The sequence below is a fragment of the Synechococcus sp. BA-124 BA4 genome, from assembly GCF_034931165.1.
The window spans coordinates 1-14576 of record NZ_JAYGIA010000048.1; the positions used below are offsets into that span (position 1 = coordinate 1).

Sequence of the window (14576 nt, forward strand, 5' to 3'; positions counted from 1 at the left end):
TAATGTTCCATCCCGCAGGACGGACAGGTCAGCCGCAGCCCCCCGGGGCCAGCTCCACCACCAGGTCAAGGTCCGGCAGGCCCCGGAGGGGATCGCGGTGCACCCGGTGCAGCAGCAGATCCCGCACGGCGCCGCCCACGACAGCCAGCACGGCGCAGTCCGCCGAGCGATGGAAGGCGGCCAGCAGACGCGGCGGCAGGGAGAGATCCCCGGGATCGATCGCCGAGACCATCATCAAGGCTGGCCCATGGAGCGTTGTCCAGAAGGCGCAGGGTACAGTCGGGCGATCGCCATCGTGCCTGCTGGCGATACAGGAATCATCGTGACGTATTTGCTCTGACATTCCATGACGGACGCCCCCTGCCCGAGCCGGTGGCCGTGGAATCAGACCCAGGTCGCCAGGGTCGCACGGAATGACTGACAGCTTCAAGAAGGTCCTCAAAGCTCCCCTGGGGCTGTGGAAGAAGATCAAGATCAAGATCTTCATCCTCGCGGACTATCTCCAGGCGCTGATTGATTACTGGCTGGGCCCCCATGGCCTTCGCTGTCCCCCGGAGCGACGTTTCCTGCCGATCTGCCTGGATTCGGGCGCCGGCAACAGCCTCGCCGACGGACCGTCCGGGGCCGGCCTGGACACCCCCGAGCGCATCGCCCTCTTCATTGCCTATTCCAGACGCCTGACCCTCTCCAACCGGGCCTACATCGAAGCCCTCAAGGCGGCGGGCTTCGCGGTGGTCTACATCAACAACGAGCGCACCGATCCGGACGCGGCCGCCGCCCTAGGGTCCCTCTGCTGGCGAGCCTATGACCACCACAACATCGGCAGGGACTTCGGCGGCTTCCGGGATGGGGTTCTGCTGCTCCATCACGAAGGGCATCTTGATCGCTGCCAGATGCTGTGCATCGCCAATGACTCGATGCAGTTCATTCCGGGCCGCAATGCCCAGGCACTCATTGCTGCCCTGAACGCCTTTGCAAGCTCGCAGAAGCAGGCCCTGTTCAGCCACATCAGCCACCAGATCCAGACCCACTACCAATCCTATTTCCAGGTTCTCAAGCCCGACATCTTCCGTTCCAGGACCTTTCTGGAATTCTGGAAGAACTACACGCCACTCTCCCACCGGGGGCATTGTATCTACAATGGAGAGATCGCCCTATCCCAGGACGTTTACCGACGGTTTGGCGCCGTTGACACCCTCTATACCAGTGACAAGCTCCAGGAGGCCCTTGAACGCCATTTCAGGAGCGAAGGCGGGGTGCCTGCCGAGGAGGTTTTCCGGTTGATGCCATCGCCGGCCCGCACGTCCCAGCGGCGCAAGATCGGCTACTCCCTGCAGCAGCTGATGCTGCAGAGTGATCAGCATGAAAAACTGTCTGGCGCACAGCTCTACAGCATCGCCGATCTCATCGAGAATGGCAATCCCAGCCACATTGCCGCCTTCCTCTACCCCTTCTACCTGCACTGTCCCTTCGTGAAGCATGATCTCTGCACCGCAGGCAGCTACACCATGGCCCAGGCGATCAGCCTGTTCAGGGAGGTGGTGAAGCAATCTCTCCTGAGCGGAGATGTAGAACCGTATGTCGAAGAGTTCCGGGATCTCATGTATCGGCGTGGAGTGCCGCTCAGCTACAACAACCGCCTGCGGGAAGCGGCGATCAAAGGGATCACGGGAACCTTTGTGTACCCCTCCACCTATGAGTGATCGCCACTGCGAGCACAACGTCGCGCTGCTCCGTTGATGGACAGCCCATCCACAGCCAGTCTTCCCATTCACTTCATCACGGTGAACTATCACTGTGGGGATTTCATCCGCGGCCTGATTGAGGCGATCGGCGCCAGCGCCGAAGACCCGGCATCCCTGCGGTTCATCGTCGTCAACAATTCCCCTGCAGACCAGAGCCTGCGCCAGTGGATCGACACCAAGAGACCGCCCCTGCCGGTGACCCTGATCGAGGCGGGTGCCAACCTCGGCTTCGGCAGCGGCTGCAATCTGGGGCTCCGCCACGTGTGGCAGAGCGACAGGCAGGCGGTGGCCTGGCTGATCAACCCCGACGCCCGACTCGATCGGGGGGCGATCGCCTACGTGAGGCAGTGCCTGCGGGACGACGATCAGATCGCCATGCTCGGCACCCGGATCCGGGACCCCCAGGGGGATGTCTGGTTCAGCCACGGCAGCTTCAACCGCTGGACCGGCCAGCTGGGCCATCGCTTTCCCAGTGACGATTGCCGCCCCCTCCCGGTCCGCACCTGGCCGACCCGCTGGATCTCGGGCTGCAGCATGATCTTCCGGCTGAGGGGGCTGCGGGACTGTCCCCAGTTCGACCCCCGCTACTTCCTCGACTACGAGGACGCCGACATCTGCGAGCGCCACCATCGGCTGGGCTACCGCCTGCGGGTCACCCAGGCCGTGCTGGTGGAGCACCAGGTGTCGGCCATCACCCGGCGGGCCCCCCGGGCCAAGTACCAGCACGCCACCTTCAGCAAGCTCTATTTCCTGCATCGCCACGCCACTCCCCTGGCCCTGCTGCTGAACCTGCTCTATTACGCCCTCCGCCCCCTGAGCTTCTGTCTCTCCGATCCGGAGCGGGCCCGGGGCCGCTGGTGGGGCCTGGGGGATTACCTGCGCTGGTGCTGGCGGTGGTTCCTGGGCCGGCCGGAGCCGCCCCATCCACGCACGTCCTTCACCGTCTCATCCTGAGGAAACGGCCCGCCAGGGCCCGCAGGGTGGGCCAGCGCTGGGCAGGAGGACAGTGACGCCAGAGGATGGCGACCACCGCCGGCAGGTAAAGGTGGGACTTGGGATGGAAGAAGGTGAACACCAGCCCTCTCAGGCTGGCCAAGGGCAGGCGTTTCTGCTCGTCGCCGAAGTCGTTGAGGACCACGACCCCCGGGGTCACGCAGGCGTCGATGCCCTGGCGGACCGCCCGCATCACCCACTCGGAATCGGCGTGGTAGTGGGGCAGCCAGCGGGCGTCGTAGAGGCCGACGCGGCGGAAGACCTCCTGGCGGATCAGCACCCCGTTGCCCGGCATCGCCTCGGCAGGGAGCACCTCGGCGGCCGCCAGCGCCGGATCCAGCTGGCTGGCCAGGTCATCGTGGTGGGAGAGGCGCAGGAAGCGGTCCGTGCCCCAGTCGGTGCGGGTGCCCAGGGCCCAGATCCGCCCCGGTTCGGCCAGCAGGTCGATGCGGCTGCCGAGGATGCTGCAGCCGTGGCGCTGGGCCAGGGCCACCATCCGCGCCACGTAATCGACGGGGACGACGGCGTCATCGTTGATGGTGAGCACGTAGTCGGTGCCGAACGCCAGGGCCCGGCGGACGCCCCGGTTGGTGGCACCGGCCCAGAAATCCCGGTCGTCGGCGGCCACCACCGTCACCTGGGGATGCTGCCGGTGGATCGCCGCCACGGTGCCGTCGCTGGAGTTGGCATCGACCACCACCACCCGCAGGGCGCCGTGGGTCTGGCTGGCCATGGCGTCCAGGAAGCGCAGGGTGGTCTCGCGGCGGTTACGGGTGGGCACCACGGCGGTGACCAGCGGCGGGGTCATGCCGGTTCGATCGGGGCCAGACGCGGGTCGAGGATCTTCGGCCCCATGCCTTCGAACTTCACGGCGATGGAGGTCTTCTCCCCGCTGCCGAACAGGTGGGTGACCTGGCCCTCGCCGAAGCTGCTGTGCCGCACCCGATCCCCCACGGCCCAGGTGCGGGGGGCGCCACGGCGGCGCACCGCATTGGCAGGAACACCGGCCGCCCCGCCGGCGGCGACCCGCTGGCTGTCGTCCCGATCCACTCGGGTGAGCCGCTCCAGCCGCTGCTCCCGCCGCAGGGCCGCACCGCCGCTGCGGGGGATGTCGCCCTGGAGCAGGGCCTCGGGCAGCTCGGAGAGGAACACCGACGGCACCGCCGGCTCCCGCATCCCTCCCCAGAGCCGTCGCTCGCTGGCGTGGGAGAGGAACAGCCGTTCCTTGGCGCGGGTGATGCCCACGTAGCAGAGGCGGCGCTCCTCCTCGAGGGCGGCGGGGTCCTCCAGGGACCGGTAGCTGGGGAACAGGCCCTGCTCGAGCCCCACCAGAAAGACCACCGGAAACTCCAGCCCCTTGCTGGCGTGCAGGGTCATCAGCGTGATCCGGTCGGCTTCGGTGTCCTTGCTGTCGGCATCGCTGGCCAGGGCGGCGGAGGCCAGAAAACCCTCCAGGGAGCCCTCCTCGTTCTCCTCCTGGTATTGCAGGGCCGCGTTGACCAGCTCCTGCAGGTTGCGGCGCCGCTCCTCCGATTCATCGGTGGCCTCGGCCAGCAGCTCGGCCAGGTAGCCGCTCTGCTCCATCACCCGCTGCACCAGCTCGGAGGGGGGAGCGTCCTGCAGACGGCGGCTCAGGTCGGCGATCAGTTCCTGGAACTGCAGCACCCCCCGGGCGGATCGGCCGGCGAGGGAGCGCACCGCCTCCGGATCGCTGACCACCTCCCACAGGGGCAGCCCCAGCTGGTTGGCCGCATCGGTGAGGCGCTCGATGGTGGTCTTGCCGATGCCCCGCCGGGGCACGTTCAGCACCCGCAGCAGGCTGACGGTGTCGGCCGGATTGACCAGCAGGCGCAGGTAGGCGAGCACATCCTTGATCTCGCGCCGGTCGTAGAACCGCAGGCCCCCCACCACGATGTAGGGGAGGCCCCAGCGCACCAGCGACTCCTCCATGGCGCGGGACTGGGCGTTGGTGCGGTACAGCACGGCCATGTCGCCCCAGCGCAGCTCGGGGTGGGCCGCCTCCAGCATCCGCATCCGGTGCACCACCGCCTCGGCCTCAGCGATCTCGTCGTCGCAGCGGGTGAGGCTGATGGGCTCCCCCTCCCCGCGGGTGGGGCGCAGCACCTTGTCGATGCGCTCGCTGTTGTTGGCGATCAGGGCGTTGGCCGCCTCCAGGATCGTGGCCGTGGAGCGGTAGTTCTCCTCCAGCTTCACCATCGTGCCGGTGTCGGCGTCGAGGGAGCCGTCGCCGAACTCCTGCTGGAACCCCATCAGGATCGTGAAATCGGCGGCCCGGAAGCTGTAGATGCTCTGGTCGGCGTCGCCCACCACGAACACCGAGCGCCCGTCCCAGTTACTGAAGGTTTCGGGGGGATGGCCGTTGGCCACCAGCAGCTTGATCAGGTCGTACTGGGTGCGGTTCGTGTCCTGGTATTCGTCCACCAGCACGTGGCGGAAGCGGCGGTGCCAGTAGTGGCGGATCTGCTCGTTCTGCTGCAGCAGCTGCACCGGCATCAGCAGCAGGTCGTCGAAATCAAGGGCGTTGTTGGCGGCCAGGGCGCGCCGGTAGCGGCGGTAGGCCTCGGCCTCGTGCTTGCCGCGGGGGCCGGGGTGCTCCTCCTCGAGCCGCTCCGGCAGCCAGCCCTGGTTCTTGGCGCTGCTGATCGCCCAGCGCACCTTCTTCGGCTCGAAACGCTTGGGGTCGAGCTGCATTTCCTGGGTGACGATCTCCTTGACCAGGCTCTGGGCGTCGCTCTCGTCGTAGATGGAGAACTGGCGCGTCCAGGTGAGTCCCTCGGGGTCCCGGAACTTGTCGATGTCGAAGCGGAGCAGCCGGGCGAACAGGGCGTGGAAGGTGCCGATCCAGAGGTCCTTGATCACCTCCCGGTAGATGCGGCTGCGCAGCTGCTTCTGCTCCCGGGCCGGCAGGGTGCTCCAGGGCTGGCCGAACTGGCTCTGGGCCAGCCGCTGGGCCAGCAGCACCTCCAGGCGCTCCTTCATCTCGCGGGCGGCCTTGTTGGTGAAGGTGACCGCCAGCACCTGGGCTGGATCGACGCCGTGGTGCCCGATCAGGTGGGCGATGCGGTGGGTCAGGGCCCGGGTCTTGCCGCTGCCGGCCCCGGCCACCACCAGCAGCGGGCCGGTGTGGTGATCGACCGCCCGCCGCTGGGCCTCGTTCAGACCGGCCAGAAAACTCACAGGCCCCGGCGTGGAAGGTTGAAATCGGACCCTAGCAGCCCCCTTCCGATAGGCGCGCCGATCGGAACAGATACGGGTCGATCAGATAAACGAAAAGCCGCGGTTCTGTTTCCGCAATCCATAGCCAACAAACGGGGTCGCTAGCTCTTCGACATCAACCAAGAGGACTAAACAGGCGGCGCTCAAAGGAGGCAAGGTCGTCGAAAGAATCAGAGCGCTGACGCAGTTGCTCGAAGCTTCCATAGGCTTTGATATGTCCTCTCTCGAATTCGAAGATGCAATCCGACCGCATGACTGTGGAGAGTCGGTGGGCGATCACCACCAAGGTACAGCGGCGTCCGATCACTTCAATGGCATCCATCACCTCGGATTCAGTGCGGTTGTCGAGGGCGCTGGTGGCCTCATCGAGCACCAGGAACTTGGCATCGCGATAGAACGCACGCGCCAGCGCCAGCCGTTGGCGCTGTCCACCCGACAGGCGGATGCCGTTGTCGCCGATCGGGGTGAACAGACCAAGGGGAAGCTCGGCGACGATGTCGGCGAGTTGGGCGGCCTGGAGAGCCTCCCAGACCCGCATCTGATCCACCGCGTCGACCTCCTCGGCGAAGGCGATGTTCTCGATGATGTTGCCGTTGAGAAGATTGATCGACTGCGGCACATAGGCGCAGTTGGCCTGCCAAGCGGGCACATCGGCATCATCCACATCAATGCCGTCCAACTGCAGGGTGCCGCTGCTGGGCCGCAGCAGGCAGAGCAACTGGTTGGCGGTGGTGGTCTTGCCGCTGCCAGTGGCACCGACAAAGGCCACGCGGGAGCCCACCGGGATCGACATGGAGATGTCATGGAGCACATTCACATCAGTCCCCGGATAGCGGTAGCTGACGTTCTTGAGCCGGATGACACGCTTGGGCATGACCCCATCAGGAGAAGGCACGCCTTCGGAGCGAATGGTGAGCCGGGTCTCGGGCAATTCAATCAGTTTGAGGGTCTCCTCAAGGTCAGGAAGGCCCGCCCTCAGGGAGGTAATGGCCCGGAAGCTGTCCTGCAGCGGCGGTGTGAGCTTGAGGGAGGTGACCGCTACCGTGGCCAGGAACGGAATGATCTTCAGCAACGCCCCGGGATCGGGGTTAGAGAGCAGGGGGAGCATTCCGGCCGCGAAGATCATGGTGATGCCGAGCGGTTCGATCAGCGCTCGCGGTGTCTCCGGGAGGACATCGGCCTTCCACATGAACGGAATCGTGTCGCGCCCCGCCTGCTGGTAGTGGCGCTCGAAGTAGGGCTCCGAACCCGTGAGCTGCACATCGAGAATCGTGCGCATCGATTCGGAAAGAATCGAATTGGTGCGGACCTCCAGCAGGATCCGCTGCCGGGCGGCAAAGCGCAGGAAAGGGGTGATGGCTGTGGAGATCAACAGATAACCGGCCAGCAGCCCCAGAATCAGCCCAACAGCCAGCAATTTACCGACGATCAGCATGCCGGCGGAGAGCAGGGCGATCACGAACACGCCACTGGCCAGCTGCAGCAGAGGCAGCACAACAATGTCGGCGACGCGCGACACATTGATCAGCACCTTGGCGGAGATATCCGAATTTGACTCTCCGAGAAAATAGACATAGGGCTGGGCGATCAACTTTCGCTGCGCCATGTCGGAAAGATCACGCCAGATCGACGCCTTGAGTCGCAGCTGGAAGGCCCGCAACAGCAGCTTGGAGAGCGAGGAAAACCAGGCGGCCGCAACGAAGGCCACCACCAGGACCACCACCTTGACGCGTGGATCTTCCGGAACCAGGCCTTCCCAGGGGATGGAGGGGCGGTTCTCACCGCCGACCACGACGGTGAACAGCCGGGCCACCAGGGCCACCACCACCAGATCGGCCACACCGGCGAGGATCGCCAGCGGGATCAGCCGCATCAGCGCCTGCTTGCGGCGACGCGGCAATTGGGCCAGAAGTCGCACCAAACTCTTGAAGGTTTGGCTTTTGCGAAACATCTGGTCAGACTTTTGCGGGAATCGTACCCGTGCGGCCAGAAGGGCCGCCGCCACGCCAGCCAGTCAGTTCAGTGATCGCCACATGGCCGAAAACCGGCGCCGCCACTGGTCGATCCGCACGGCCATCACGGGGGGCGAGCGCAACGGCGACGCCCCCTCCCGCAGCAGGAGGGTCCAGTGGGCGTCGATGGCCTCCAGGGCCGAATGCCAGCGCTCCTGCAGCACCGGCTCGCTGCTGGCCTCCAGCAGGCTGGCGAGCCGGGCCGGCGGCGGCAGCCAGGCCAGCGGGTCGGCCACCGCCGCCTGGATCCTCTCCAGATCGTGCTCCAGGCTGCCACAGCCGATCTGGTGGCCCACCACCCCCGGATCGAGGCTGTCGGCCAGGGCGTGGTTGAGGCTGCTGAACACCACACAGCCGCAGGCCATCGCCTCCAGGGGCGGCAGGCCGAAACCCTCGCTCACCCCCCGGCCGCGCCAGTAGTCGGCGGAGTCGTAGAGGACGACGGCCGCACTGTTGAACAGATCCACCAGATCGTCCACCCAGCCGCTCTGGACCTCCACCCGCAACCCGCGCCGGCGCAGGGCCGGCACCAGCTGCCCCAGGACGTAGTCACTGCACTTGCGCTGCTGCACCAGGACGTCGATGGGGCGCCCGCAGCCCACGGGAGCCGCCCGGTTGCCCCGCTCCAGCCACTGGGGCTGGAGCGCGTTCGGCACCAGGAACAGGGGGTTGCGGGGGGCCCGGTCGCCCCAGTAGCCGAGGGTGTTGCGGCTCACCGCCAACAGCGGCACCCCGGGGGGCAGCGAAAACCCATAACCGCTGCTGTGGGCGTGGTACGCCAGGGGTCTGCCCCGCAGTCGCCGCAGCAGGCGGGGCACGTCGAACCCCCAGCTGACGATCCAGAGGGCCTCCCCGGGCGCCCGCTCCCGGGCCAGCAGATCATCCAGGAACGGGTGGTCGGGCTCCCGCTTCCGGTAGGTGACCACCTCGGTGGGGGTCAGCTGGGACGTCAGCCGTGCGGTCTGCAGTTCCACCAGCAGGCCGCCGCCGCGGAAGCGGCCGGTGGTGCCGGGGAGCAGGAAACGGATCGGACGCACGCGTCAGGGAAGGGGCGGCGGCCGCCGCTGGCCTGGCAAACCTAAGCGGGGACCGCTTCCGTGCTGCCGGCGCGAGTGCGGCGGGTGAGGAAGCCGAACAGCACCTTGCCGATCGCCGCCACCAGATTGCCTTCCAGCTCCTGGAACATCTTCATGTTGCAGTGGAAGGCCTCGTTGGCCTCGCCCACGATCCGGTCGGCCATGGCCTGGTCGATGGGCAGGCTGTCGAGGGTGGCGCGGTAGTTGGCCTTGAAGGCCTTCTCGTCGTCGATGGCGTCGAATTCATAGAAGCGCAGGCCATCGTGCTCACCCAGGCTCATCGCCTTCTGGGCGATGTTCTTGAGGATCTGGCCCCCGGAGAGGTCGCCGATGTAGCGGGTGTAGTGGTGGCCGACCAGCAGCTCGGGGCACTCCCGGGCCACCTGGTGCAGGCGGGCCACATACTCCTGGGCGCCGGGGGTGGCGCGGATCTGCTGGCGCCAGTCGCCACCGAAATAGAAGGTGAGATCGGCCTCGAGCGATTCGCGGCGGTTGAGCTCGGGGGAGGCGATCGGACCGACCACCGGATGGTCGGCCAGCTTGCCGATCTCCTCCTCCATGGCGCTGTAGACGAACCACAGGTCGGCCACCAGGGTGCGATAGCTGGCCTTGTCGACGACCCCCTTGAGGAAACAGCTCACGAAGCCGGTGTTCTCGGCCATGGTGTGGGCTTTCTTCGTTCCCTCACGGAGTTGGGAAGCAAGGGCGACGGGCATGGGATCGGGGAGCTGCGCGGGCAGACGTACAAACGTAGGTGGGGCCTACGGGACGACGCGGCAAGGTTGCGAAGGATTACGCGGCCCGGGTGCCCCCGGCCGACACATCGCCGAAGAGATCGAACAGCTCCCGGCACACCTGCTGCAGCACGCCGACCACCTCCTCGGCGGGGAGATGGGACCCCGAGGGCTGCCAGTCCCCCACCGTGGCCAGGCGCCAGCGCTCCGATTCGTAGGTGAGCCCGCGGATCAGCACGCCCAGCAGCCGGGGCCGTTCGCCGGATCCGACCGGCGCCCGCTCCAGGCGCAGCTGGACCAGCAGCGAGCGGCACTGCAGGCGGGGGCTCCAGCCGGGGAAGTGGAAGGAGAGATCCAGCGTCTCCCGCTCATCGAAGGCCCGGGTGAGGGGATCGTCGCGCCAGGGGGTGAGGTTGGCCCGGGCGGCGGGGAAATGCAGGCGGAAGTGACCCACCACCGCGGCGATCGCGGCGGCCAGTTCCACCGATCGGGCCTGGTCGGCCGCATTCATGCCGTTTCCCCTGAGCAGAAAGCCAATGTGTCCGAAACCTAGGCTCATCGGCGTGTTCCGTGCCGACTCAATGGCCACATACGAGAAGCTCACCGTCCCGTCCAGCGGCACGGCGATCCGATTCGAGGGCGGCCAGCCGATCGTTCCCAACGACCCGATCATTCCCTTCATCCGCGGCGACGGCACCGGCGTGGACATCTGGCCCGCCACCCAGCGGGTGCTGGACGCGGCCGTGGCCAAGGCCTACGGCGGTGAGCGCCGCATCGAGTGGTTCAAGGTGTACGCCGGCGACGAAGCCTGCGAGCTCTACGGCACCTACCAGTACCTGCCCCAGGACACCCTGACGGCGATCGAGCAGTACGGGGTGGCCATCAAGGGCCCCCTCACCACCCCGATCGGCGGCGGCATCCGCTCGCTGAACGTGGCCCTGCGCCAGATCTTCGACCTCTACTGCTGCGTCCGGCCCTGCCGTTACTACGACGGCACCCCCAGCCCCCACAAGCGGCCCCAGGACCTGGATGTGGTGGTCTACCGGGAAAACACCGAAGACATCTACATGGGGATCGAGTGGGAGGCCAGCGATCCGGTCTGCCTCGAGCTGATCGCCCACCTCAACGACACCGTGATCCCCGCCAACGGCAAGCTGGGCAAGCGCCGCATCCCCGAGGGCGCCGGCATCGGCATCAAGCCGGTGAGCAAGGCGGGCACCCAGCGCCACGTGCGCAAGGCCATCCGCCATGCCCTGGGCCTGGAGGGCGCCAAGCGCCACGTGACCCTGGTGCACAAGGGCAACATCATGAAGTTCACCGAGGGGGCCTTCCGCGACTGGGGCTACGAGCTGGCCACCACCGAATTCCGTGACCAGTGCGTCACCGAGCGGGAGAGCTGGATCCTGGGCAACCTGGAGGAAAAGCCCGGCCTGAGCATCGAGGACAACGCCCGCCTGATCGAACCGGGCTACGACAGCCTCACCCCCGAGAAGAAGGCGGCCGTCGACGCGGAGGTGAAGACCGTGCTCGACGCCATCGGCGCCAGCCACGGCGGCGGCCAATGGAAGTCGATGGTGATGGTCGACGACCGGATCGCCGACAGCATCTTCCAGCAGATCCAGACCCGGCCCCAGGAGTACTCGGTGCTCTGCACCCTCAACCTCAACGGCGACTACATCTCCGACGCGGCGGCGGCAGTGGTGGGGGGCCTGGGCATGGCGCCCGGGGCCAACATCGGCGACAACGCGGCGATCTTCGAGGCCACCCACGGCACCGCTCCCAAGCACGCCGGCCTCGACCGGATCAACCCCGGATCGGTGATTCTCTCCGGCGTGATGATGCTGGAGTACATGGGCTGGCAGGAGGCGGCTGACCTGATCACCCAGGGGATCAGCGCCGCGATCGCCAACAAGGAGGTCACCTACGACCTGGCCCGGCTGATGGAACCGCGCTCCGAGGCCGTCAGCTGCTCGGGATTCGCCGAGGCCGTGGTGCGCCACTTCGGGGGCTGAAGCCAACGGAAGCCAGGGGGTGAGCCACCCCCGTGAAGACGGTCGGGGATCGCCTGCAAAACCACGACAAGCCCCTTAGGGTCCCCCCGAACCATCATTCCGGGGATGCTGTCTGCGAGGAGCTGGCGGTCCAAGGCGGCTCGACAGCTGATCAGGCTGCTGCCAAAGCGGGTGCAGCTGGCCACCTCCTACCGGCAGGTGAATGGTGCCGCGCCCGATCTGCGCAGCCCCCGGCTGCTGAGCGAGCGGATCCTGCATCGGATGCTGACGGATCGCGACCCCCTGCTGCACACGTTCTGCGACAAGATCGCCGCCAAGGAATGGATCGCGGCCCGCATCGGAGCGGGACGCACCCCGCAAACGCTGGGGGTCACCGACAGCGTTGAGGCCTTGCTGGCCCTGCCGCTGCCGGAGCGCTGGATGCTCAAGGCCAGCCACGGGTGCGGCTGGTTTCAGCTGGTGGCCGCCCCCAGCCATCCCCTCGACGCGGCGGTGCTGGAGCAGGCCCGCAGCTGGTTGGGCGTCGACTACGCCGACACCTTCCAGGAATGGGGCTACAGGGGGGTGCCACCGCGGCTGATGGCCGAGGAGTTTCTCAGCTTCGCCGGTGGGCAATGCATGGAGATGAGCGCGTACTCCTTCCGCGGTCGCGTCCAGGGGCTGAGGCTTTTCGTGCCGGAATCCGCCCTTGTCCCCCACCGAAGCAGCCAGGGGCATCTGCCCCGCACCAAGGAGCTGTTTCTCGATCAGGGCCTCCGGCCGCTGCCGCTGGTGCGGCCCCAGCACGACCACTGGCCAGCGCTCGCCGGCACCGATCGTCAGCCGCTGGAGGAGTTCCTCGCCCTGGCGGGGGAACTCTCCGCGGCGACGAGCTTTCTGCGGGTGGACGGCTTCCTCAGCGACAGGGGTGTGCTGGTGGGGGAACTGACGCCCTACCCGGGGGCGGGGATCTGGCTGCGGATGCCGCGGCAGTGGGATGCCTGGTTCGGTGCCTTCTGGGATTGAACGGGCGCTGGCGTGGGGGCCCGCACGAGCGATCAGAATGGCCCGCATGAGCCTTCCGTCCATCGCGGCCAGCGGGTCCCCGGCTGCCGGGTCGCCCGGCGCCGGCTTCATCGCCGCCGACCCCTGCGTCCACTGCGGTTTCTGCCTGCCCACCTGCGCCAGCTACCGGGTGCTGGGGACCGAGATGGACTCGCCCCGGGGGCGCATCCATGCCCTCAAGGCGATCGCTGCGGGGGAGCTGGCGCTGGATGCCACGGTGGCGAAGCATTTCGACACCTGCCTGGGCTGTTTCGCCTGCGTCACCGCCTGTCCCGCGGGGGTGCGCTACGACGAGCTGATCGAGACGATGCGGCCGCAGCTGAACGCACCCGAGCTGCGCAACCCCGGCCAGCGCGCCTTCCGGCGCCTGCTGTTCGCCCTGCTCCCCTACCCCGGGCGGCTGCGGGCCCTGCTGGCCCCCCTGCGGGCCTACGCCGGCACGCCCCTGCAGGCCCTGGCGCGCCGCAGCGGCCTGACCCGCCTGTTCGGGCCGCAGATCGCGGCGATGGAGACCCTGCTGCCGCCCCTGCCGGCGCAGTCCTTCCGGGACGACTGGCCGGTGCTGGTGCCGGCCGTGGGGCCCCGCCGCCACCGGGTCGGGCTGGTGCTCGGCTGCGTCCAGCGGGTGTTCGAGCCGGGGGTCAATGCCGCCGCCATCCGGGTGCTGGCCGCCAACGGCATCGAGGTGGTGATCCCCCCCGACCAGGGCTGCTGCGGCGCCATGACCCACCACCAGGGGGAACTGGAGCAGACCCGGGAGCTGGCGTCGGCCCTGGTGGCCAGCTTCGAGGCGGTGATCGGCCCGGGACGGCCGGCGGGGCCCGAACCCCTTGATGCCGTGCTGGTGGCCGCCTCGGGCTGCGGCCACACCATGAAGTCCTACGGGGAGATCCTCGGCACGCCCCATCCCCTGCTGGGCACGGTGGCCGACATCCAGGAATTCCTCGACGGAGTCGGGCTCAGCGACAGCTTTCAGGCGGCCCTGCAGCCCCTGACCCACGACGACGGCACCCCCGCCAGCGCCGAGCGCCCCGTGCAGCTGGCCTATCACGATGCCTGTCACCAGCTGCACGGCCAGGGTCTGGCGGCCCAGCCCCGGCGCCTGCTGGGCCGGATCCCCCACGTGCGGATCCGCGAAGCCACCGAAGCCGGCGTCTGCTGCGGCAGCGCCGGCATCTACAACCTCGTTCAGCCGGAGGAGGCCGCCGAACTGGGCCAGATCAAGGCCGCCGATCTCGCCGGCACCGGAGCCCAGCTGGCGGTGAGCGCCAACGTGGGCTGCACGCTGCAGATCCGCCAGGCCATGGAGGCGCAGCCGAGGCCATTGCCGGTGGTCCATCCGATCGAACTGCTGGATCGCAGCTACGCCGGTCCGGCCTGAGCCTCCATCCACCGCCAGGCCTCCCACAGAGTGTCCCCGTCGCCGAGATTGCCGGGAAAGGTGAGCACGGGCAGGGGCCCCGGATGGCCCCCTGGGACTGGCTCGGTGGCGGCCAGCACCAGGGACAGGCCCGGCAGCAGCTGGCCCTGGAGCTCCACGTGATCCAGGGCCAGCCCATCGGCCAGCAGGGTGTGGGTGGTGATGCCCCCCTTGCTGATCAGGTAGCCCAGGCCCGGGGCCAGGCCGGCCGCCAGCCGTGCCATCAGCCCCGCCAGGACCAGGCCCAGCTCCCGGCGCTCAGCGGCATGGCGGCAGCGGGCCTCACCGCGGCTGGTGTAGAGC

12 protein-coding genes and 1 pseudogene are annotated in these 14576 nt (G+C 67.8%); 5 read left to right on the forward strand and 8 right to left on the reverse strand.

From position 1 onward, the window contains the following. Positions 1 to 52 precede the first annotated feature (52 nt). Positions 53 to 235: pseudogene (locus tag VB734_RS05885) on the reverse strand (CCA tRNA nucleotidyltransferase); the annotation flags it as partial. A gap of 178 nt (positions 236 to 413) precedes the next feature. On the opposite strand from VB734_RS05885, the gene VB734_RS05890 reads away from it, so the two are divergent. Beyond that, entirely contained in the window at positions 414 to 1703 is a 1290-nt protein-coding gene (locus VB734_RS05890; protein WP_323243108.1) for a hypothetical protein, read from the forward strand. Between the two features lie 36 nt (positions 1704 to 1739). Next, positions 1740 to 2699, forward strand: coding sequence for a glycosyltransferase family 2 protein (locus VB734_RS05895; RefSeq protein ID WP_323243109.1), 960 nt, complete (start codon positions 1740 to 1742; stop codon positions 2697 to 2699). On the opposite strand, the gene VB734_RS05900 is transcribed toward VB734_RS05895, so the two are convergent. The 6 genes from VB734_RS05900 to VB734_RS05925 form a co-directional block, all read right to left on the reverse strand. Next, the gene (locus tag VB734_RS05900) at positions 2683 to 3546 is read right to left on the reverse strand and encodes a glycosyltransferase family 2 protein (RefSeq protein ID WP_323243110.1); all 864 of its coding nucleotides are present in this window, start codon (positions 3544 to 3546) and stop codon (positions 2683 to 2685) included. The two genes, VB734_RS05895 and VB734_RS05900, sit on opposite strands and share 17 nt — an antisense overlap. Then, entirely contained in the window at positions 3543 to 5936 is a 2394-nt protein-coding gene (locus VB734_RS05905) for a UvrD-helicase domain-containing protein (RefSeq protein WP_323243111.1), read from the reverse strand. Before VB734_RS05905 ends, VB734_RS05900 begins: the two co-directional genes overlap by 4 nt. A gap of 154 nt (positions 5937 to 6090) precedes the next feature. Continuing rightward, on the reverse strand, positions 6091 to 7893 hold the full coding sequence (locus VB734_RS05910) for an ABC transporter ATP-binding protein (RefSeq protein ID WP_323243112.1): 1803 nt from the start codon (positions 7891 to 7893) through the stop codon (positions 6091 to 6093). A 96-nt stretch (positions 7894 to 7989) separates the two neighbouring features. Continuing rightward, the gene (locus VB734_RS05915) at positions 7990 to 9024 is read right to left on the reverse strand and encodes a glycosyltransferase (protein ID WP_323243113.1); all 1035 of its coding nucleotides are present in this window, start codon (positions 9022 to 9024) and stop codon (positions 7990 to 7992) included. Positions 9025 to 9065: 41 nt separating this feature from the next. Further along, on the reverse strand, positions 9066 to 9779 hold the full coding sequence (locus VB734_RS05920; protein ID WP_323243114.1) for a heme oxygenase (biliverdin-producing): 714 nt from the start codon (positions 9777 to 9779) through the stop codon (positions 9066 to 9068). Positions 9780 to 9855: 76 nt separating this feature from the next. Beyond that, positions 9856 to 10308, reverse strand: coding sequence for a hypothetical protein (locus tag VB734_RS05925; RefSeq protein WP_094584348.1), 453 nt, complete (start codon positions 10306 to 10308; stop codon positions 9856 to 9858). A 70-nt stretch (positions 10309 to 10378) separates the two neighbouring features. Between VB734_RS05925 and VB734_RS05930 the strand changes: the two genes are divergently transcribed. From VB734_RS05930 to VB734_RS05940, 3 genes are all read left to right on the forward strand, one after another. Next, a complete protein-coding gene (locus VB734_RS05930) occupies positions 10379 to 11809 on the forward strand; it encodes an NADP-dependent isocitrate dehydrogenase (RefSeq protein WP_323243115.1) in 1431 nt (476 codons plus the stop codon). Positions 11810 to 11914: 105 nt separating this feature from the next. After that, positions 11915 to 12814, forward strand: coding sequence for an ATP-grasp fold amidoligase family protein (locus tag VB734_RS05935; RefSeq protein ID WP_323243116.1), 900 nt, complete (start codon positions 11915 to 11917; stop codon positions 12812 to 12814). A gap of 46 nt (positions 12815 to 12860) precedes the next feature. Beyond that, positions 12861 to 14234, forward strand: a complete 1374-nt coding sequence (locus tag VB734_RS05940; RefSeq protein ID WP_323243117.1) for a (Fe-S)-binding protein — start codon at positions 12861 to 12863, stop codon at positions 14232 to 14234. Here the strand turns inward: VB734_RS05940 and VB734_RS05945 are convergent. After that, positions 14216 to 14576, reverse strand: a 361-nt coding sequence (locus VB734_RS05945; protein WP_323243118.1) for a nucleotide-binding domain containing protein, incomplete at its 5' end; no start/stop codon positions are given. The genes VB734_RS05940 and VB734_RS05945 overlap by 19 nt on opposite strands.

What these genes read in the sequence shown, in the direction of transcription:
- VB734_RS05890 (WP_323243108.1), top strand. Translation starts at nt 414, where the DNA reads ATGACTGACAGCTTCAAGAAGGTCCTCAAAGCTCCCCTGGGGCTGTGG.
- VB734_RS05895 (WP_323243109.1), top strand. Translation starts at nt 1,740, where the DNA reads ATGGACAGCCCATCCACAGCCAGTCTTCCCATTCACTTCATCACGGTG.
- VB734_RS05900 (WP_323243110.1), bottom strand. Translation starts at nt 3,546, where the DNA reads ATGACCCCGCCGCTGGTCACCGCCGTGGTGCCCACCCGTAACCGCCGC.
- VB734_RS05920 (WP_323243114.1), bottom strand. Translation starts at nt 9,779, where the DNA reads ATGCCCGTCGCCCTTGCTTCCCAACTCCGTGAGGGAACGAAGAAAGCC.
- VB734_RS05925 (WP_094584348.1), bottom strand. Translation starts at nt 10,308, where the DNA reads ATGAATGCGGCCGACCAGGCCCGATCGGTGGAACTGGCCGCCGCGATC.
- VB734_RS05930 (WP_323243115.1), top strand. Translation starts at nt 10,379, where the DNA reads ATGGCCACATACGAGAAGCTCACCGTCCCGTCCAGCGGCACGGCGATC.
- VB734_RS05935 (WP_323243116.1), top strand. Translation starts at nt 11,915, where the DNA reads ATGCTGTCTGCGAGGAGCTGGCGGTCCAAGGCGGCTCGACAGCTGATC.
- VB734_RS05940 (WP_323243117.1), top strand. Translation starts at nt 12,861, where the DNA reads ATGAGCCTTCCGTCCATCGCGGCCAGCGGGTCCCCGGCTGCCGGGTCG.